16 protein-coding genes are annotated in these 19814 nt (G+C 53.6%); 8 read left to right on the forward strand and 8 right to left on the reverse strand.

The window, feature by feature from the left end:
- Positions 1 to 2: 2 nt before the first annotated feature.
- Complete coding sequence (locus ACQYWX_RS11870) at positions 3 to 1805, reverse strand: extracellular solute-binding protein (protein ID WP_431688910.1); 1803 nt, start codon at positions 1803 to 1805, stop codon at positions 3 to 5.
- A gap of 381 nt (positions 1806 to 2186) precedes the next feature.
- On the opposite strand from ACQYWX_RS11870, the gene ACQYWX_RS11875 reads away from it, so the two are divergent.
- The gene (locus ACQYWX_RS11875) at positions 2187 to 3629 is read left to right on the forward strand and encodes an HDOD domain-containing protein (protein ID WP_279501793.1); all 1443 of its coding nucleotides are present in this window, start codon (positions 2187 to 2189) and stop codon (positions 3627 to 3629) included.
- Positions 3630 to 3726: 97 nt separating this feature from the next.
- On the opposite strand, the gene ACQYWX_RS11880 is transcribed toward ACQYWX_RS11875, so the two are convergent.
- Together ACQYWX_RS11880 and gloB are read right to left on the reverse strand one after the other, a co-directional pair.
- Positions 3727 to 5472, reverse strand: a complete 1746-nt coding sequence (locus tag ACQYWX_RS11880; protein ID WP_431688911.1) for a LysM peptidoglycan-binding domain-containing protein — start codon at positions 5470 to 5472, stop codon at positions 3727 to 3729.
- Positions 5473 to 5556: 84 nt separating this feature from the next.
- The gene (gene gloB / locus ACQYWX_RS11885; protein WP_431688912.1) at positions 5557 to 6330 is read right to left on the reverse strand and encodes a hydroxyacylglutathione hydrolase; all 774 of its coding nucleotides are present in this window, start codon (positions 6328 to 6330) and stop codon (positions 5557 to 5559) included.
- A gap of 194 nt (positions 6331 to 6524) precedes the next feature.
- On the opposite strand from gloB, the gene ACQYWX_RS11890 reads away from it, so the two are divergent.
- The 3 genes from ACQYWX_RS11890 to dnaQ are packed head-to-tail and all read left to right on the forward strand — an operon-like array spanning position 6525 to position 8479.
- Positions 6525 to 7313: a class I SAM-dependent methyltransferase gene (locus tag ACQYWX_RS11890; protein ID WP_279501790.1), complete on the forward strand. Its 789-nt coding sequence runs from the start codon at positions 6525 to 6527 to the stop codon at positions 7311 to 7313.
- Positions 7300 to 7746, forward strand: coding sequence for a ribonuclease HI (gene rnhA, locus ACQYWX_RS11895; RefSeq protein WP_127969882.1), 447 nt, complete (start codon positions 7300 to 7302; stop codon positions 7744 to 7746). Before ACQYWX_RS11890 ends, rnhA begins: the two co-directional genes overlap by 14 nt.
- Before the next feature lie 10 nt (positions 7747 to 7756).
- Entirely contained in the window at positions 7757 to 8479 is a 723-nt protein-coding gene (gene dnaQ, locus ACQYWX_RS11900) for a DNA polymerase III subunit epsilon (RefSeq protein WP_279501787.1), read from the forward strand.
- A 107-nt stretch (positions 8480 to 8586) separates the two neighbouring features.
- On the opposite strand, the gene nhaB is transcribed toward dnaQ, so the two are convergent.
- The gene (gene nhaB / locus ACQYWX_RS11905; RefSeq protein WP_216735882.1) at positions 8587 to 10086 is read right to left on the reverse strand and encodes a sodium/proton antiporter NhaB; all 1500 of its coding nucleotides are present in this window, start codon (positions 10084 to 10086) and stop codon (positions 8587 to 8589) included.
- A 364-nt stretch (positions 10087 to 10450) separates the two neighbouring features.
- On the opposite strand from nhaB, the gene ACQYWX_RS11910 reads away from it, so the two are divergent.
- Positions 10451 to 12148 (forward strand): chemotaxis protein, encoded by a 1698-nt coding sequence (locus tag ACQYWX_RS11910; RefSeq protein WP_216735883.1) that lies wholly within the window; start codon positions 10451 to 10453, stop codon positions 12146 to 12148.
- A gap of 309 nt (positions 12149 to 12457) precedes the next feature.
- Positions 12458 to 13108, forward strand: coding sequence for an efflux RND transporter permease subunit (locus ACQYWX_RS11915; RefSeq protein ID WP_216735884.1), 651 nt, complete (start codon positions 12458 to 12460; stop codon positions 13106 to 13108).
- Positions 13109 to 13232: 124 nt separating this feature from the next.
- Here ACQYWX_RS11915 and ACQYWX_RS11920 read toward each other — a convergent pair whose 3' ends face one another.
- Positions 13233 to 13547 (reverse strand): SCP2 sterol-binding domain-containing protein, encoded by a 315-nt coding sequence (locus ACQYWX_RS11920; RefSeq protein WP_216735885.1) that lies wholly within the window; start codon positions 13545 to 13547, stop codon positions 13233 to 13235.
- A 334-nt stretch (positions 13548 to 13881) separates the two neighbouring features.
- Here ACQYWX_RS11920 and sohB point away from each other — a divergent pair, with 334 nt between their 5' ends.
- Positions 13882 to 14919, forward strand: coding sequence for a protease SohB (gene sohB, locus ACQYWX_RS11925; RefSeq protein WP_431688913.1), 1038 nt, complete (start codon positions 13882 to 13884; stop codon positions 14917 to 14919).
- 109 nt (positions 14920 to 15028) lie between these two features.
- Positions 15029 to 16030, forward strand: coding sequence for a YhdH/YhfP family quinone oxidoreductase (locus ACQYWX_RS11930; RefSeq protein ID WP_279501784.1), 1002 nt, complete (start codon positions 15029 to 15031; stop codon positions 16028 to 16030).
- 29 nt (positions 16031 to 16059) lie between these two features.
- Here ACQYWX_RS11930 and ACQYWX_RS11935 read toward each other — a convergent pair whose 3' ends face one another.
- From ACQYWX_RS11935 to ACQYWX_RS11945, 3 genes are all read right to left on the reverse strand, one after another.
- On the reverse strand, positions 16060 to 17223 hold the full coding sequence (locus ACQYWX_RS11935; RefSeq protein ID WP_216735888.1) for a cation:proton antiporter: 1164 nt from the start codon (positions 17221 to 17223) through the stop codon (positions 16060 to 16062).
- A 150-nt stretch (positions 17224 to 17373) separates the two neighbouring features.
- Positions 17374 to 17880: a DUF934 domain-containing protein gene (locus ACQYWX_RS11940; protein WP_216735889.1), complete on the reverse strand. Its 507-nt coding sequence runs from the start codon at positions 17878 to 17880 to the stop codon at positions 17374 to 17376.
- A complete protein-coding gene (locus tag ACQYWX_RS11945; protein WP_216735890.1) occupies positions 17864 to 19525 on the reverse strand; it encodes a nitrite/sulfite reductase in 1662 nt (553 codons plus the stop codon). Before ACQYWX_RS11945 ends, ACQYWX_RS11940 begins: the two co-directional genes overlap by 17 nt.
- Between the last annotated feature and the right edge of the window lie 289 nt (positions 19526 to 19814).

Raw genomic sequence — 19814 nt, forward strand, 5'->3', positions numbered from 1 at the left:
GATTAACGCCCAAGTTGCGCTGCTTTGTCTTTGTCAAACCACCAGGTGTCCTGCCCTAAATCGTATTTGGGGCGGGTTTCAGGACGGCTGAATTTGTCCCAATAGGCTATGCGGAAGGCGCTTAGGTGCCATTGTGGAATCATGAGGTACTTCCATAGCAGTACGCGATCCAGCGCATGTCCGTAGACCAACAGTTTGTCTGGGTCTTCCTGGCTTTTTTCTATCCCTTCAACAATCGCATCCACCGCTGGATCTCTAAGGTTGGCGGAATTCCAGGTGGAATCGACAAAGCTGGAGTGGAACAGGATTTTGAGATCGCTGGAAGGATAGGAGAGGGCGGGATAACGGAACGACACCATGTCGAAGTCATGGGTGCGCACGCGGTTGATGTACTGGCTTGGGTCCACTTGGCGCAGATTCATGATGATGCCGATCTTCTCCAGATTTCTCCTCAGCGGCGCTGCTGAGCGCTCTGTAGTGGGGCTGTAGCTGAGAAGTTCAAACTCCATTTGTTGGCCGGTTTTGGCGTTGACGGTCTTTCCATCTCTCAGCTCCCAGCCAGCTTCCTTCAATAATTGGAGCGCGATGCGGATATTGTCGCGAATGTAGCCGTCGCCGTTGGTGACGGGCAGCTTGAATGGCTTCTCGAATACTTCCGGAGGAAGCTGGTCTTTTAGCGGATTTAATATTTCCAGCTCTGCTTCACTGGGAAGCCCTGAGGTGGAGTATGGCGTATTGGTGAAGTAGCTGGTGGTGCGAACATATTGGCCATAAAAAAGCGCTTTGTTCATCCACTCGAAATCAAGCAGATAGCTCAGCGCTTTACGAACGCGACGGTCTTTGAAGATAGGGCGTTCCGTGTTGTAGACGAAGCCGGTTGTGCTCTGAGGGATACTGTGGGCCAACTCTTCTTTTTTGACGAGTTTGTTCTTGATCGCCGGAAAATTGTAGGCCGTCGCCCAGTTTTTGGCTTCGCCTTCCTGCCAGAAGTCAAATTCACCGGACTTGAACGCCTCGAATGCAACAGTGGCGTCCCGGTAGTAATCGTAGCGGGTGTAGGTGATGTTGTTGCGGCCCTTGTTGACGGGCAGGTCTTTGCCCCAGTAATCATCCAGCGTTTTCACTACAACATATTGGCCGTAACTGTAGTCGCTGATGGTAACGCCGCTGCTGCCCAGGGGAACATCTTTGATAGGGTCGCCGAAATTACGGGAAGCCCAGTAGTGCTCTGGCAGGATTTTGAGACTGAACAAGGAGAACATCTGCTCCCTGTTGGCGTCCTTCATAGAGAACTTGACCTGATGCTCATCCAGAACTTCGATCGAGGTGATGAATGAATAATATTTTTTGAATTGAGGCACGCCCTCATTGGCGAACTTCTCAAAGGAGAATTTGACGTCCTGGGCGGTGATCGGCTTGTGATCCTGGAAGGTCGCCTTGGGATTGATATGGAAAATGATCCAGGAATAATCAGACGCGAACTCAATCTTCTCCGCTATCAACGGATAGTAAACTTCAATTTCGTCCTGTGACGCGATCAGCAGGCTATCGTATAGCTCGTCTGCGCCTGCTCCGGAAGTGCCCCTTTGCGCATAACGGTTAAAGTTGTCGTAGGTGCCGATGGAGTGAAGTCGGATCGTGCCGCCTTTGGGCGCGTCGGGGTTAACGTAATCGAAGTGAGTAAAATCGTCCGGGTACTTGGGTTCGCCCCTGAGCGCGATGCCTTTTGCTGTGATGACCTCCGGCTCTCCATAACATACCAAACTAACGGCGCATAAGAGCAGCAGAACGAAGGATCGAATCATTTCATAGCCTTGTTAAAGGTTAATTTATTGAAAACAAGCAGTTATTGATATTAGCAGTTTAATGCGGGCGTACAAGATGATTGACGGACCGCCGCCGTAAACTGTGATCCACGCGTCCTTGCCGACAAAATCCCTGCGCCCGGTGGGTGGGCGTTCCTGTTTGCATGTTGCTTTGTCCGGCGCGAGGCTTCAAGCGCTTTATATTACGATCCGTTTAGGCTGAGCCGCTCTCTTATCGCTGTCGCGCAACTTGTTGGGCGCGCCGCGAGACCCCATAAACGGCTGACTTCCCGTAAAGCGACTACACTTATTCAACGCATGACTTTTACGCATCCTGCGGCGACTTCTACTATTTAATTAAGAGAACCCAATAGAGCGATCATGGTTTTGGCAAAGACAAAGGCGCCTTTTGGCCTGGACGAATGGCTTGAAGAGTTGGCGCACATGGACGCTGTGGTGATGGGGGCGATCATCCGGCAACTGAACCAGTTGACGGCCTCGGAGGAGTCCTCCGTGGCGCAACTCTCGGATGTGGTGCTGAAGACCCCCGCGCTGACCTCAAAAATAATCAAGCTGGCGAACAGTGCGGTGTATAACCCCAGCAGGGCTCCCATACCCACTGTCAGCCGGGCGATCATGCATATCGGCTTCAATGCGGTAAGGGCGATTTGCGTGTCCTCCATTTTGATGGAGGCGTTGTTGAAGCAGCATCCTCGCGACAGCCTGGTCATGCAAATGGCGCGGTCCTTTCACGCCGCCGTACAGGCTCGCAATCTATGTGATAAAGCGCGGGCGGATGTAAAAGAGGAAGTGTTCGTCGCAACGCTGTTGCTGCACCTGGGAGAAATGCTGATCTGGGGCTACCCTCATCCCGCTGTGGACAAGGCCTATCGCATGTACCAGCAAGGCGTCTCCACGCCGGAACTGGAATCCTTGTTAGGTGTGACCTTCGACCGGCTGACCCGGGAAATGGCCAATGAGTGGGGGCTGGGAGACACGCTGAGCGAAGCTTTGTCGCCCCCGGATGAGCCCAGCAGAAAGGCGCAGGCGGTGCGCTTGGGCGAAGACATCTCCATCGCCGTGGAGAAGGGCTGGGATTCTCCTGAAATGCAGGCGGTGTTGAAGCGAGTGTCGGTGTTCAGCAACACGCCCGTCAATGCCATCAAGGCCAAGCTGCAAGCGAGTATGGAGGAAGCGGCTGAGTTGTCCAGGGAGTACTCTGACCCGCAGATTTCCAGAATTTTGGAGCAGACAAGCCGGGAGGCGAAGTCCGCTGAACTGGCGTCGGATGAACCTCTGCTACAGCCAGACCCACAGTTTCAGCTGGAAACCTTGCAGCGCATCATGCAAATGATGGCGGGGAAAATCGATACCGGAGTCTTGTTCCAGACGGTGTTGGAAGGTCTCCATCGAGGAGTGGGGTTGGAGAGAGTCGTATTGGCGATTTTCAATCAGCCGCGAACGCAGGTTGGCGCGAAATTCCTGGTGGGGCAAAAAATGATCAATTGGCGCGAGCGGTTCAGATTCGCCTACGACAAGTCGCAGGATAACTTTTTCCACGCTGTCATGAGTTCGCATCAGTCCGCCTGGATTGGCAGCGGCAGCTATGCTTCCCTTAGCAAGCTGCGCACTCGCGCCTTCATCGATATTGTTGGAATGGGGGATTTCTTTATCGGGCCGATTATCGCCAACGGTAGAGAGGTCGGCTTTCTCTATGCGGATTTAAGAGTCAGCGGGCGACCCATGAGCGAAACTTATTACACGGGGTTCAAGCATTTTGTGCAGCAAACCTGTTTATGTCTGTCGCTGCTGGCGAAGAAGTAGATTTTCCAGCGGGTATGTTGATTCGAAAGCTTCTCTTGCGCGCCCAATAAAAAAGCCAGCGTTGTAGCTGGCTTTTCAATCAGTCCGCAGATGAGCGTCAGTTAATTTGCGTGACGTCCACGTAGATGCTCAGGCGCTGGCCTGGGCGCAGCACGCTTCCCTTGTTGATAGAGTTCCAACGCAGTAGATCGTTGACGCTGACGTTAAAGCGGCTGGCGATGCGGTACAGCGAATCGCCGCTACGAATTTTGTAGCCGATCTTGCGAATAACCTGACGATTCTTGATGGAGGGGGAGGATGCCTTGGCGGTTTGCTGCACGCCGGACTTGGTCCAGATAACCAGTGTTTTGCCGGGAGAGAGCACATCGCCGGGCGCCATGCCGTTCCAGCGCGCCAGTTTGCGAACATTGACTTTGTAGTCCTGGGCGATATCCCACAGGGTGTCGCCGGCTTTCACAACGTGCTCCACCTTCGCAGTGCCGTTGCCGCCAATCTGCTTCGACTGTTTGGCTTCCAGACGGTTGTCTGCACTCAGGCTGTAAAAATCTTCGCCTTCATAAGAGCTGGGAATCAGCAGCTGTTGGCCAACTCTGATCAACGCGCCTTTCAGACGGTTAACTTCCTGCACTACTTCTGGAGTGGTCTTGTGGTGTTTGGCGATAGTGATCAAAGTGTCGCCTTGTCTGACCTTGTAGCGAGTCCAGTTCACCAACTGCTTTTTCGGCGTGTTGGCGTAGGCGTCTTCAAAGACCTTCAGCTGCGGCAAAGGCAGCGCCAGACGGTGCGGGCCCAGCGGCGCGGTCGCCCACTGGTTGTAACCAGGGTTGAGAACGTAAAGGTCGTCAACGTCAATTTGCGCCAGTTTAGCTGCTTGAGCGAGGTCAATTTGCGAATCCAGTTCTACGACGCCGAAGTAAGGCTCATCTGCAATATCCACCAGCGTGACGCCGTTATTGTCCGGGTCGGCCACCACTTTGGCGATGGCTAGCAGACGCGGCACGTACATGCTGGTTTCGCGGGGCAGACTCAATGACCAGTAATCGGTCGGCAGGCCTTTCGCCTGATTCTTTTTGATCGCCCGCATAACGGTGCCGGCGCCGGAGTTATAAGCCGCCAGCGCCAACAACCAGTCGCCGTCGAACATGTCCGACAGTTTCTGCAGATAGGTCAGCGCGGCATCGGTAGATGCGACGATATCGCGACGGCCGTCATACCACCAGTTTTGCTGCAGTCCAAAATGTTTGCCGGTGCTGGGAATGAACTGCCAGATGCCGGATGCGCGTCCGTGAGAATAGGCGAAAGGATCGAAGGCGCTTTCCACCACTGGCAATAACGCCAGCTCGAGCGGCATCTTGCGCTTTTCCGCCTCGTTCACAATGTGATGCAGATACAGGGCGCTACGACCGAAAGTGCGATCAAGATAAGACTGATGACTCGCGTACCACTTCTGTTCTGAGTCGATACGGGGGTTAGTCTGATTAACGAGATCCAGTGCGAAACCAGCGCGGATGCGGTTCCAGATATTGACGGGCGTTGCGTCCACGCCGCCTTCAATGTCTCCGTCCTCACCCCGGGCGCCTTGTGCGGCCCAAGTCAACTGCTCCTCGGGAGAGAGGTCATTGAGGTCGAGATATTCGTAATCCGATTGCAGAGAGGGATTCCAAGGGTCCTGTTTGCCACCCGCCGGCCCTTCGCCGTTTTTACGGGTAGAGGCGTCCGCTTGTTGTGCGGCGCTTTCGTCAGCCAGGGGCTCTCCGCCTTCCTTTGATAGTCCTCTTAATTGCGTACAGGAGACGCAGACTAGTAATGACAACGTGATCGCGAGGCGCGAGATCCAAACCATAACTTCACAACTTTACTTTTGAGCCTGAAAAATGCCAGGGTCGGATTTTAGGTACACATTTTATAGACAGCAAGTTAAAAAATTTTAGAACCGATCCTTCCAGGCGCGAATCGCCGCAAAAGTGTCGGTTGCAGTAGCGCAGGGAGAACCGGATACTTCCTGCGCCATCCGCCGTACTGCGGGGTGTTCCGCCATTAAGAACGGATTGTAGGCGACCTCTTCGCCCAACACGGCAGGCAATGTTGGAACGCCTCGGGCCCGCAAAGACTCACATTGAAGTTTTCTTTTGTTTACCTCGTCCGATTCCGGCATTACGGCCTGAGCGAAACGGAGGTTAGATAACGTATATTCATGAGCGCAATATATATAGGTATTCGCTGGCAGACGTCTCAGTTTGTCCAGGGACTGGCGCATCATCGCCGGGTCGCCTTCGAACAAACGTCCGCAACCGGCGGAAAACAGGGTGTCGCCGCAAAACAGACGCGGCGCGCCAGCGATCTCGCCAAAGTAGGCGATATGGTCCAGGGTATGCCCGGGCGTCTCCAGCACTGCCAGAGAAAAGTCGCCTAACTCCACGCGGTCGCCTTCCTGTAACGGTATGGTGATGGCCTTGATGGCGGAGCGCATGAAGCCGTAAACCGGAACAGCGTAGTTCGCCAGTAGCTCGTTCACGCCGCCGATGTGGTCGTGATGATGATGCGTAATCAGAATGCCTCTCAACGTGAGGCCGTTCTCCGCCAAGTGACGCAAGACGGGCTGCGCGTCGCCAGGGTCCACCACCCAGGCGTCGCCCTGATCGTTTTGAATCGACCAGATGTAGTTATCGTTGAAGGCGGGAATGGGGAGTATTTCGGTCATTCTGAATTACTGACTGCTATGCGTTGATGAAATATTAGAAAACTTGCCGTAGGGCGCTTATCATATTTTGAACTGCCCTTATCATTAACCTGACAGATTGAAGACCATGTTAATAGCATAGCTGCTCGCTGTCTGTTGTTAAGTGGTTTTCAAACGAAAGTAAGTTTTCACAGAGAACTGACCAAGGGGGATGCGTGCGAGGACTGAAAGTTAAAAGCGACATGGAAGCGGAGCGTCTACAGAAGGAATTTGAAACCTGGTTTCAGTCGCCTCTGGGGCAGACCATGCTGGCCAATCAACGCCAGACGGTAGAACATAGCATCGGGCGCTTCTTCGGCTATCACCAGCTGGAGTTACTGGTCAGTCATGAGTTGCCGGTAGGGCAGTCAAGCCTGCTTGGGCACCGTATCATCTCCGTTCCCCGCTGGGAGAAAGAGCTGCCCGAGGGCTCTCTGGTGTGTCATTCCCATGAGTTGCCGCTGGAAAGCGACAGCATTGATCTGGTCATTCTGCACCATACGCTTGATGTAGCAGCGCGGCCGCACCAGTCCTTGCGCGAGGCGGCGCGCGTACTGCGCTCAGGCGGCCATATGGTGATCATTGGCTTTAACCCGCTTAGCGCATGGGGATTGCGTCGGGCGATATTCAGAAGTCCGAAAGCGCCCTGGTCCGGACGTTTTCTGACCTCCTCGCGTCTGGAGGACTGGTTGAGTCTGCTGGACTTCCGCCTTAAAGACGTGCACTACCGTTTCTATGCTCCACCGGTCACTAACCTGCAATGGTTGAGTCGCCTTGCGTTTCTTGATAAGTTCGGCGCACGTTTCCGGCTGCCCCTGGGAGCTTACTACACCATCGTCGCTCAAAAACGAGTGGGATGCGTGATTCCGCTGCGGCCCCAATGGCGTCGCTCGCGTGTCGCGGGGGCGGCTGTGGTCCACCAATTTACGCCCTACAGGCCGTACAAAAAGAATGAAGACAGTTGAAATTTATACCGACGGCGCCTGCAAGAAGAACCCCGGGCCCGGCGGTTGGGGAGCGATCCTGATATACGGAAAGAATAAAAAGGAGATATTCGGGGGAGAGCTCGACACCACCAACAATCGCATGGAGCTGATGGCGGCGATCAAGGCGCTGCGCGCGTTGAAACAAGGCTGCAAAGTCGAGCTCTATACGGATTCCCAATATGTGCGCAAAGGCATCACCGAATGGATGCAGAACTGGATCAAGAAAGGCTGGCGCACCAGCGGCGGCGATCCAGTGAAGAACGTGGATCTGTGGCAGGCGTTGGACAAAGAACGCAACAAGCACGATATCAGTTGGCGCTGGGTCAAAGGGCACAGCGGCCATCCATTAAACGAGCGCGCGGACGAGCTGGCCAATCTTGGCGTTAAAGAAGCGTTAGGCGAGACAGGCTGAGAATCTTTATATGCGTCAAATAGTACTGGATACTGAAACCACTGGTCTGGAAACCTCCCAAGGCCACCGGATCATTGAAATCGGTTGCGTTGAAGTGGTCGATCGCTCTCTGACCGGCAATCACTATCACGTTTACATCAATCCCGAGCGGGAAGTGGACGCCGGAGCCTTTGAGGTTCACGGCATTTCCAATGAATTCCTGGCGGATAAGCCCAAATTCAAACAAGTCGCCCAGGATTTCCTGGACTTTATCAACGGCGCGGAGCTGGTCATCCATAACGCGGCGTTTGACGTGGGCTTCATCGACTACGAATTCTCCATGCTGGGAGCCCCTTTCGGCAAAGTCAGCGATTATTGCTCCGTCGTTGATACCTTGATGATGGCGCGCAAGAAGCACCCAGGTCAGAAGAACAACCTGGACGCCCTCTGTAAACGCTACGGCATCGATAACAGCCACCGTGACCTCCACGGAGCTTTGCTCGACTCGGAGATTCTGGCGGATGTCTATCTCGCTATGACCGGCGGACAGACCAGTCTCTCCCTGCACTCCGAAGATGGCGGCGCGGAAGAAGAGGCCTCCGAAGTACGCAGGATCAATATGCAAAGACCTTCGTTGCGAGTGATTCGCGCCTCTGAAGCGGAATTGGCGGAGCACGCCCGGCAACTGGACGCAGTGGAAAAAGCCGCTGGCTTCAGTCTGTGGCGCAAGAAGCCGGAAGAAGGGCTGAACTGAGCGGGGCTGCTTTAGTCAGACAATCGGTTCTCGCTTAAAACTAAAAAAGCCGCCTGTTTGAGGCGGCTTTTTGTTTCTGACTTTTCTTAAGTGCGACTGGCGTCGTTCTAGAGAGTAACGACAATCATCACGTAACCAAGCGCGCCCATCACGATGGTGTAGGGCAGCGCCATCCATACCATTTTGCCGTAGGACAATCTGATTAAAGGGGCGATGGCGGAAGTCAGCAGGAACAGGAACGCCGCCTGACCATTTGGCGTCGCGACGCTTGGAAGGTTGGTGCCGGTATTGATCGCCACGGCTAATGCTTCGTAATGCGCTCTGTCGATCAAACCGTCTTTGAATGCGTTACGCACTTCATCTATGTAAACCGTCGCAACGAAGACGTTGTCGCTGATCATCGACAGCACGCCGTTGGCGATAAAGAACATGCCCGGCTGGATGCTCTTCTCCAGACCCAGCACATAGTTGATGATGCCGGTGAACAAGTGTTGTTCATGGATAACCCCAACCACGGCGAAGAACACGACGAGCAGGGAGGTGAAGGGCAGCGCTTCTTCAAAGGCCTTGCCGATCTGGTGTTCCTCAATTACGCCGCAAAACGCGGTCGCCAGGATAATGACTGTCAAACCGATCAGACCCACTTCCGCCAAATGAAACGCCAGCGCCACCACCAGAATAACGGCGACAGCCGCCTGGGCGATCAGTTTGGACTCATGCAGCAGCGTCATTTTCTTCTTTTCGGCTTCGTTAAAATCTTCCAGGATTTTGCGCACGGAAGCAGGAATGTCGTCGCCGTAACCGAACCAGTGGGTCTTCTCCAGAATGAAACAAGTCACCAGACCGGCCACCAGTACAGGCATGGAGATGGGCGCCATGCGTACGAAGAACTCGATAAAGTCCCAGCCCATCCGCTGCGCGATCAGCAGGTTCTGGGGCTCGCCCACCTGCGTGCATACACCGCCTAACGCGGTGCCCACTGCGGCATGCATCAACAGGCTGCGCAGGAAGCCGCGGAACTGTTCGAGGTCGGAGCGGTGGTCGTGATGGACCGACTCATCGTCGCCATGATCGTGATCGTGGTGGAAATGTTTGCCTGACGCGACCTTGTGGTAGACCGAGTAAAAGCCGACGGCGACGCTAATGATGACCGCGGTTACCGTCAATGCGTCCAGGAACGCGGAGAGCACCGCCGCCACCAGGCTGAACAGTAGCGAAAGCACCGCTTTGGAGCGAATGCTGAGCAGTATTTTGGTGAACACGTAGAGCAGCAGCTCTTTCATGAAATAGATGCCGGCCACCATAAACACCAGCAGCAGGATAACTTCCAGGTTGCCGGAGACTTCTTCATACACTGTATGCGGCGACACCATGCCAATGAGAACTGCTTCGATAGCGAGCAAGCCGCCAGGTTGCAGCGGATAACATTTCAGCGCCATCGCCAGAGTGAAGATGAATTCCAGAATCAGCACCCAGCCTGCGATGTAGGGGCTGACCATAAAGATGAAAGGGTTAATCAGTAGAAAGAGGCAAATGGCCTTCTTGTACCAGCTCGGGGCGTTTCCCAGAAAATTACTGTAAAACGCCTGCGGCAAAGTGGTCACCATACTTGGCTCCTGTTAACGAATGCGGCCGCCGAAACGACCAGTTAAAAAATTGTAAGGATCGACCATTCTAATGAAAAACGGCAATAAATCCATGCATTTAAGCTCGCACTGCCGCTTCAGCGTGAGCATTCGGTTGTGACTCCAATAATAGCCAACTATTCTTGAATTCGCCTTTTATCGTTTCTCTCATTAGGCCTAATGCCTGCGGGGCTTTCGCGATTCCGCAAGCAGATAACAAATGAAACAGTTAGTTTCTTGTTTAACTTGAATTTTGTGTTATAAGTTAGTAATAACTCGGCGATTTTCCACTTTTTGACAATAAACTCCCCAGTTGCTGATGAACTGAGGATTAAGGACATCGTATATGGTTGACGCGACGCTAGCCGCGAAAAAGTCTAGTTCCTTCGATCTGGTCGAAAGGGAGATCAATAATACGATTGAGCAAGCGGAGCTTAGTCTCGAACGTTTTCAGGAAAACCGCGAAAGCGGCGAAGATCTACAGAATTGCATTGATTATCTGAATCAACTGCGCGGTATTTTTGTATTGATTGAACTGCAGGGCGGCACCGTTCTGTGTCAGGAATCCGTGGCGATCGCCAATGAAGTTCCCGTCGGCGCGGCTGAGGATAAAAACGGATTGCTGTCGTCGTTGAGTCAGGCTTTATTTGTACTGCGCCGCTATACCGAATACTACCAGCGTCGTCGTGAAGATCATCCCGAATTGCTGTTGGAGATCATCAATCTCCTGCGTCTGTCCCGTCGCGCCAAGCCGCTGCCGGACAGCTATTTCTTTGATGTAGAGTTCCAGCGTTCCCCGCCCAAGCCCGTGCGCGACGCCAGCGTCACCACGGACGTGTTCGAGCACCGCAGCCGTCGCCTGCGTCACATGTATCAAGTGGGCTTGCTGAACCTGCTGCGCAGCAAGGAAACCGATATTGGCTATCGCCTGATGAGTCGCGCCGCGGACGGCATGAGCAAGATATGCGCAGGGTCCTCTATCTCTGAACTATGGTCGCTGACGGCATATACCGTGGAGCTGATGCACACTCAGTCCATGGAGCTGACGCCGACTCGACAGCGCCTGTTGATGAAAATCGAAAAGTACGCGAGGGAAATCGTCAAGCTGGGCAAAGTGGCCACGGCCAAGGCCATTTCTGAGACCGTGGCGAAGGATTTGTTGTATCTGATCGCCATCAGCGGCGATAAAGGCGAGAAGACCCGGGAGCTGTTGGCCGGTTACAGTCTCGCGCCGGCGGATTTTGATCAGGCCAAGATCATTGCGCATCGTAGTCTGTTGATGGGGCCGGGCAGCGATGTCCTGGCGTCGCTGTCCAAGGCGCTGCACGAAGAAATCAGCCAAATCAAAGACAAGTTGGATATCATCGAGCGCGGGATCGACGGCCAGGAAGACGGTTTGTCCCAGATCGCGGAAGGTCTGGGCAAGCTGGCGGATACGTTAACCATGCTGGACCTCATCAATCTCAGTGCGGTGGCCAGAGGGGTGCACCAGACCATTTCCTCATGGGCGATGGATAAAAAGCATCCGAGCAATACCGACCTGATGCAGGTGGCGGACTCTGTGTTGAGCATTGAGCAAGCGATTCTGCAACTGGAGGAAGATGGTCTCACCATCGAAACCGATAAAGTCGTCGGTGCTGACGCGGAAGAGATGATCAGTCCTTATCTGATGGAAGCGCATATCGTGGTGATCGGTGAGTCCCAGGCCGGTCTTTCTCTCGCCAAGCGGGCGATTACTGCGTACCTGGAGTCTGGCGGCGACAAGCTGCATCTGGCCAACGTGCTGCCAACGCTGGAAGGCGTACTCGGAGCGCTGGTGATGATCGAGCAGTCCCGCGCGGCGAAGGCGTTGCACGCCACAGCGCGCTGTATTGAAGAGAAGCTCATCAAGAATGAAAACAAGCCTGGCGATCATGTTCTGGAAACGCTCGCCGATGCGCTGACGTCTCTTGAATACTACGTGGACAGCGTTGGTCGCTCCGGCGCTGGCAATCCTGAGTTGTTAAAACTCGCGGAAGAAAGCGTCCACTCTTTGGGCTACTAATCTCAAAACCCTTCCTTTTTGAGCCTGGCGGCAGGTCAGGCTCGGTTCAATATCGTCAACTGGTTAACAGAGCTCGCCGCTTTGTCGGGTCAGGCATGTTAGTTGGCGCGTCCGGCTCCCTCTCGAACTCCTTTATCACTGTTATTCCTGAGAAAATATGAAAACCTGCGGGGACTGTCCTAGAATTCAAAGGGCGATTAGCGCAGGATGCTTACCTAATTTTTTGAGCGACAGGAGCGAGTGATCTAACAGTGTCAGGTGAAGAAATGCGGTTTCACGGCTGCCGCCGAGGGCGGTCAGGGGAGGGCTATGTTGTATTCTGGCATTAGTGTCGCATTGGTGGCGATTGCGATACTGACCGTTTTTATTTGCTTGCGCCTTCTGTTCAGGAAGTCCTGGTTTCTGGTTTGGTTGAAAGGCACGATGACCTTTGTCGCGCTTTTATTTGCGGTGTTTCTCTGTTTTCTGGCTTTGGATATGTACCGTTATAAGGCCTATCAGCAGGAGACCACCATCGCCACGCTTAGCATGCAGAAGCTGGGAGAGCAGCTGTACCGCGTCAAGGTCGCGGCTCCTCCAGATGGCGAGTACAGCTTTGATGTATCGGGAGATCTCTGGCAGTTGGACGCCAGGCTGGTGTCCTGGTCCGGGCCGTTCAGCGCGCTGGGTATGCAGCCGGGGTATCGTCTGGAGCGCATCAGTGGGCGTTATTACTCGCTGGAACAGGAAAACGATGGCGCCCGCACCGTGTTCGCCATCGCGCCTTCCGACATCGGGTTTGATTTCTGGGTCTGGCTGAATAGCCACGAAGGAGTGCCCTGGGTGGACGCCAAATACGGTAGCGCCACATACTTGCCCATGCGCGACGGCGCTATCTTTACGGTCTCAATAGGAAATGACGGTTTGATCGCCCGGCCAGTCAATACGCCGGCGGTGGAAGCCGTGGAGATGTGGCAGTAACTGGCTAGCGCATTTCAACGCTAAGCATGAAGCGGAAATGTCTCTGCTATACAGATACAAAAACAGAGCTAAAAAGCAGACATAAAAAAGGCGCCCTAGAGGCGCCTTTAGAAAACCACAGTGCTTAGCCGATGTTGAACAGTTGGCCCAGTTTCATCGCCAGCATCATGTCGCCTTCAGCGCGCAGATCACCCGCCATGAACGCTTGCATGCCGTCAGTTTCGCCGCTGACGATGCCTTTCAGCGTATCGGAATTCATGATCAGAGTAACGGAAGGATCGTCGTGGTCGCCTTGAATCAGCTCGCAGCCGCCGTTTTTAACTACCAGGTGATAGTTGTCGGCGTCTTCAATGGCAAACTGAAAAACAAGATCAAGGTCGGAAGCGGCGTCGGCGTTAAAGTTGTCTTTCAGTTGTTGAAAAATTTGTGCTACAGGCATGGTGCTTTCCTTTATAAGAGTAATACACAATTATATTGTGGAGACTTTGGCGCATATGTTTTAGCTTAGAATTCAAGGAGTAGCAACTCCCTGAAGGCAAAACGTAAAGTCTTTCGTAAACAGCAGATATACACCGCTAATGCCTGAATGTAGGGGCTTTGCAGGTGTCTGTCAATAAAAAATCGAACGCTTGTTTGAATTGGCGGCGCAATTCATTTTTCGCCGTGGGTTGCAATTTACATAGACGCCCTTAATTTAACCGGATTGTATCTATCAATAGAGATTGATAGCTATCACATGCTTTGAATAAACATCCATTTTAGGAGTACGACTTTTGGACTTTCTAACCGATTACGGCGCTTTCCTGGCCAAAACTGTGACCCTCGCGGCGGCGATATTGTTTGTCGTGGGGACGATCATTGCTTTAAGCCAGCGCGGCAAAAAACATGCGGACGGTGAGATCGAGGTCGTACATCTCAATGAGCGCCTGAAGAGAATGCGCGAGGCGCTGGAACATAGCGTTTTCAGCAAGGAGTGGCTGAAAAACGCCGCCAAAGAAAAGAGGAAGAGCGACAAGAAAAGCAAGAAGGACGCTCACAAGGATATGCTGCAAGAGCAGGACAAGAGCAGGGTGTATGTATTGGATTTTGACGGCGATATCAAAGCCTCTGAAGTGTCCACTCTACGCGAAGCCATTACCGCCGTACTCAGCCTGGCGAAACCGGAAGACGAGGTTGTCGTGCGTCTGGAGAGCCCAGGAGGAATGGTGCATGGCTATGGTCTGGCGGCGTCGCAATTGGAGCGTATTCGTCAGCGCGGCGTCAATCTGACCGTCTGTGTGGACAAGGTCGCCGCCAGCGGCGGTTATTTGATGGCTTGTCTGGCCAATAAAATCATTGCAGCGCCTTTCTCTATTATTGGTTCCATTGGTGTGGTGGCGCAGCTGCCGAACTTTAACCGCTTGTTGAAAAAGCATGATATTGATTATGAGGTGCTGACAGCTGGAGAGTATAAGCGTACGCTGACCGTATTCGGTGAGAACACTGAGAAGGGACGGGAAAAGTTCATGCAGGACCTTGAGGAAACCCATGTCCTGTTCAAAGAATTCGTCGCCACGCACCGGCCGCAGGTGGATATCGACGAGGTGGCGAAAGGCGAAGTATGGTACGGCGCGCGCGCCAAGGATATCAACCTGGTGGACGCTATCCAGACCAGTGATGATTATCTGGCGGAGCGTTGTAACGAATGCGAGGTGTACCAGGTGCGATATATCGAGAAAAAGTCCCTGGCGGAAAAGGTGGGGTTATCGATGGCGGCGTCACTGGAAAGCCTCGGCCTCAAGCTCGCCAAGTCCTTTAACTTCAAAAGCTAAAGACGCGAGCGAGGCGGGAATGCCGGCGTGGGAACCGGGTTGTAGCGGGCGTCGCCTGTTGGGTTCATTCGGCAATGGAAAGAGATAACTGAGTGACGGAGTCTGCTCTATGAGCGATAGTAAATTTCGGGCGCTACGCGTGCTGGAAAAAGGGGGATATTTTCACACTGAGATTCAAGAGCAATCTCTGGATGATTTGCCCGATAACGATGTATTGGTGAAAGTGAAGTACTCGTCCTTGAATTTCAAGGATGCGCTGTCCGCTCACGGCCACAAAGGCGTAACCCGTCAGTTCCCACATACCCCGGGTATCGATGCGGCGGGCGTGGTGGTGGAAAGCCGCTCGCCGGAATTGAAGCCAGGTCAGGAAGTCATTGTGACGGGCTATGATCTGGGCATGAATACGCCGGGCGGATTTGGTGAATACATTCGCGTGCCTGTAGAGTGGTGCGTGGTGAAACCTCCCAAACATGACCTGCATTATTTTATGACGCTGGGCACTGCTGGTTTGACCGCAGGGCTTTCTGTGGATCGACTGAGCCAGACGGTGGCTCCTGGCGATGGCGAAATACTGGTGACTGGCTCCACGGGTGGCGTGGGTTGTCTGGCGGTGGCGCTGTTGGCCAAGTTGGGCTACGACACCGTGGCTTTGACCAGCAAGGTCGACCACAGTGACTTGTTGGCCAAACTGGGCGCACGCAGAGTGCTGGACCGCTCCCATCTTGAAGAAATGCCTGAGAAGGCGCTGATGAAAGAAACCTGGGCGGGGGTCGTGGATACTGTCGGCGGCGCGCTGTTTTCCAAAATTCTCAAAACGGTGAAGCATAGCGGCGCTGCTACGACATGCGGCATGGTGGCGGGAACCGAACTTTCCACCTCTATTTTCCCTTTCATTTTGCGTGGCGTGACGCTGTATGGCATTGACTCTGTAGAGATCGCCAGAGAGAGGAAGCGCCATATCTGGGAAAAGCTTGATAGTGACTGGGCGCTGCCGGACCTTAATTTTCTGGCGCAAGATGTCGTGCTGGAAGAGTTGCCCGGCGTCATCGAAAAGATCTATTGCGGCAAAATGTTGGGGCGAGCCGTGCTCCGGCACATCGACCAAGAGTAATTTATCAAAAGCCATTGCCTGCGGCGGGTTCAGTCCCGCCGCAACTTGTCAGAGATGGCGATCGGGCTGGGGAAGTTCAGCACGACAATGTAAGACGACAACATAAACATGATGATCGCCGTCGCCTGAATCAACACTGACGCAGACTCTCCAATCATAGACTTGCTGGTCGCCAGAAAGGCGATCAACAACGAGAACTCACTGATTTGTCCCAACCGAAACCCAATCTCCCAAGAGGTTTTCTTGTCCTCTTTCATGGTGCGTAACAAGCCATAGAAAGTAGCTGGTTTGGCCGCCAATAAGATCAACGACAACAGTATCGCGGGAATAGCGATATCAGGCAGCAATCCAAGGTTAAGGCTGGCGCCAAGAGAGAAGAAAAACAGCACCAGGAAGAAGTCCCGAAGGGGTTTCAGGCTCTCAGCGATATATTGAGCGATGGGGCTGGTGGCGATAGTGACGCCCGCAATGAAAGCGCCGATCTCCAAGGACAGCCCCATGGCTTTCGCCAGCTCAGCAATGCCGAGACACCAGCCGATAGCCAGTAGAAAGACATACTCGTGAAAGCGGTCAAACTTGGAGAATAGCTTCAGTAACACATACTTGACCGCGAGGAAGGTAACGCCGATGAGAATCGGTAAAGCCAGGAAAGTCTTGCCGAGATTCATGACGGAAATACCTTCGTCGCCGGCGGCCAGTATCAATAGCGCCACAATGGCGATTAAGTCCTGAACCAGCAGCAGACCAACCACCATCTCGCCGACGTGGCGATGGTGCAGAACTGTCGTCGGCAATAACTTGATGCCGATAATCGTACTGGAGAAAGTGGCCGCAATCGCGACAATCATCGCCTCGTAAGAGGTGAAGCCAAATACAATGGCGATCCCATAGCCGATGGCGGCGAACACTAGAGAGCTGAGTAGGGCGACCAGCGTCGCCTTGCGCAATACGTGCAGCAGCGCTTTCGGCTGCATGTCCAGGCCGAGCAGGAACAGCAGGAATATAATCCCGATCTCAGAAATGTCCGCGAGCAGGCCGGAGTTGTTGATCAGGCTCAGTCCGTAAGGGCCTACCAAAGCGCCAAGAACAATATAAGCGAGGATGAGAGGTTGTCGCGTAAAGAGGGCGACGGAAGCCAAAACTGCGGCGCCGGAAAAGATCAGAAAGAATGAGTAGACGATATTGATTTCCATGGATGCTCCGCTATCGGCTTCTACCAAAGAGTATCGGCAGTCTCCGTCTCTGTCAAAGTACAAGCTGTTGTTCTAAGAAGGAAAAGGCTCATTCGTTCAGACACAAAAAAGGGTGGACGACGCCACCCTTAATACACGCCTAAGCTGGTGCTAGTGCATTCTGCGACGAAACAGGGGTTCCGGTTGGTCCACTGACGCCTGATAGGTGACAGAAAAGTCCGCCAGTCCCGCCAGCGCTTTTTCTGCATCGCGATCCGCTCTTACGGCGAAGGCGTCAAACCCGCAGCGTTTCATGAAGAAAAGCTGGTCCATGAGTACGTCGCCGATTGCGCGCAGTTCGCCTGCGTAATGCAGTTGCTCGCGCAAAATGCGTGCGATGGAGTAGCCGCGACCGTCGGCGAACTTCGGAAAGTTCACAGCGATCACGCTAAAGTGGCTTAAGTCTGCGCCGATAGTGTCAGGCTCTTCATCGCTATCCAGCCAAACGCCGGTTTGCTCGGGGGCTCTCGCCAACAGCTGTTCTCTCTGCGCCAGCCAGGTGCTCAAAGGAATGATCACTTTGCCTGTCGGCACAACCTGTTCCGCAGGGGCTTCAGCTTTGTCCAGAACAGTCCAATCGTCAGCGACGACCGCCGCGTTCTTAATTAGGTTTGGCATAAACGCGCTCCTTGAACGGGGTGATGCCGACGCGGCGGAAAGTGTCGATAAACAGTTCGTCGTCATTACGGCTGGAGACGTATACATCAAGAATCTTCTCAATGACGTCCGCCATCTGCTCGCGAGCAAACGACGGCCCCAGAATCTGTCCCAGAGACGCATCCTGTCCTGAGGCTCCGCCTAAGGATATTTGGTACCATTCCTCGCCCTTCTTATCCACGCCCAGTACGCCGATAGCGCCGACATGGTGGTGGCCGCAAGCGTTCATACAACCGGAGATGTTCAGGTCGATATTGCCTAGGTCGTACAGGTAGTCCAGGTTGTCGAAACGTTCCTGAATCGCCTCCGCCACAGGGATAGACTTGGCGTTCGCGAGCGAGCAGTAATCGCCGCCAGGACAGCAGATGATATCGGTCAGCGTGCCCAGGTTGGGGGTGGCGAAGCCAAGTGATTTGATGGCTTCCCACAGCTCGAACAGTTTGCCTTGTTCTACATCGGCCAGCACCACGTTTTGCTCATGGGTGATGCGCATTTCGCCGAAGCTGTATTGGTCCGCCAGCTCCGCCAGACGGTCCATCTGTTTGTCTGTAATGTTGCCGGGAGGAACGCCCAGCTTCTTCAGCGTCAGAGTAACAATCGCGTATCCAGGCTTTTTATGCTGGGCGACATTACGGTGATGCCAGTTGTTGAAAAACTTGTTTTCCGCCAGGCGGTCGGTCAATGCGGCGGGCTGATCTTCCAGCGCCAGATAAGCCGGCTCTGTGAAGAATGATTTAATGCGCTCGATCTCCGCCAGAGTCAGCTTGGAAGGGCTGTCTTTGATGCGCTCCCATTCCGCTTCGACTTTTTCAGCAAAAGCTTCCGGGGACATGGCTTTAACCAGAATTTTGATGCGCGCCTTGTACTTGTTGTCGCGACGACCGTAACGGTTGTATACCCGCAGGATGGCTTCCAGGTAAGTCAGCAGGTCCAGCTCAGGCAGGAACTCGCGAATCACGGAGCCGATCATTGGCGTTCGGCCAAGACCACCGCCCGCCAACACTTTGTAGCCAATCTCGCCAGCGGCGTCTTTGACGATCTGAATGCCGATGTCGTGAACCTGAATGGCTGCGCGATCGCTATCCGGGCAGGAATTGACGGCGATTTTAAACTTACGCGGCAGGAAGGCGAATTCGGGATGGAAAGTGGACCATTGACGAATGATCTCGCAATAGGGGCGAGGGTCCACGATCTCTTCCGGCGTCACGCCTGCGAACTGGTCGGTGGTAGTGTTACGAATACAGTTGCCGCTGGTTTGCACTGCGTGCATCTCCACTTCCGCCAGTTCGGCGAGAATCTTTGGAGAATCTTCAATAGACGGCCAGTTCAGCTGCAGGTTCTGCCGGGTAGTGAAGTGGGCGTAGCCCTTATCGTATTTGCGCGTGACTTCACTGAGCTTGCGTAGCTGAGCGGAAGACAACATGCCATATGGAATACAGATGCGCAGCATCGGCGCCAGCCGCTGCACATATAACCCGTTTTGCAGACGCAGGGGCAGGAACTCTTCGTTGCTGAGCTCACCGGCGAAAAAACGGTCCGTTTGCCCTTGGAACTGCTTGACTCGTTCCTTGATGATCTGGCGATCGTAATCGTCGTATCTATACATTGACACTACCTGACAGTTTCAATTACCCATTGAATGGGCGCCAATTTAGCAGGATATACTTATAATTAAAATGATTGATTATCTATATGGTAATTCGTTTTCATTATATGAATGTGACGGAACCCTTTCTTGTTCATGGCGCCTTAATATAAGCGGCGCCGCCGGCCTCTGGCCAGAGGCGTCAGGATTCTGGGCGTTGGCCTTTATAAGCGCTTGCACTTAATAAAAATGTGGTTTAAAACAAACCGGTACATACTCTTTGTACAATCCGGACATCAAAAAAGGAGCT

Source organism: Hahella sp. NBU794, assembly GCF_050749805.1.
Taxonomy (GTDB): domain Bacteria; phylum Pseudomonadota; class Gammaproteobacteria; order Pseudomonadales; family Oleiphilaceae; genus Hahella.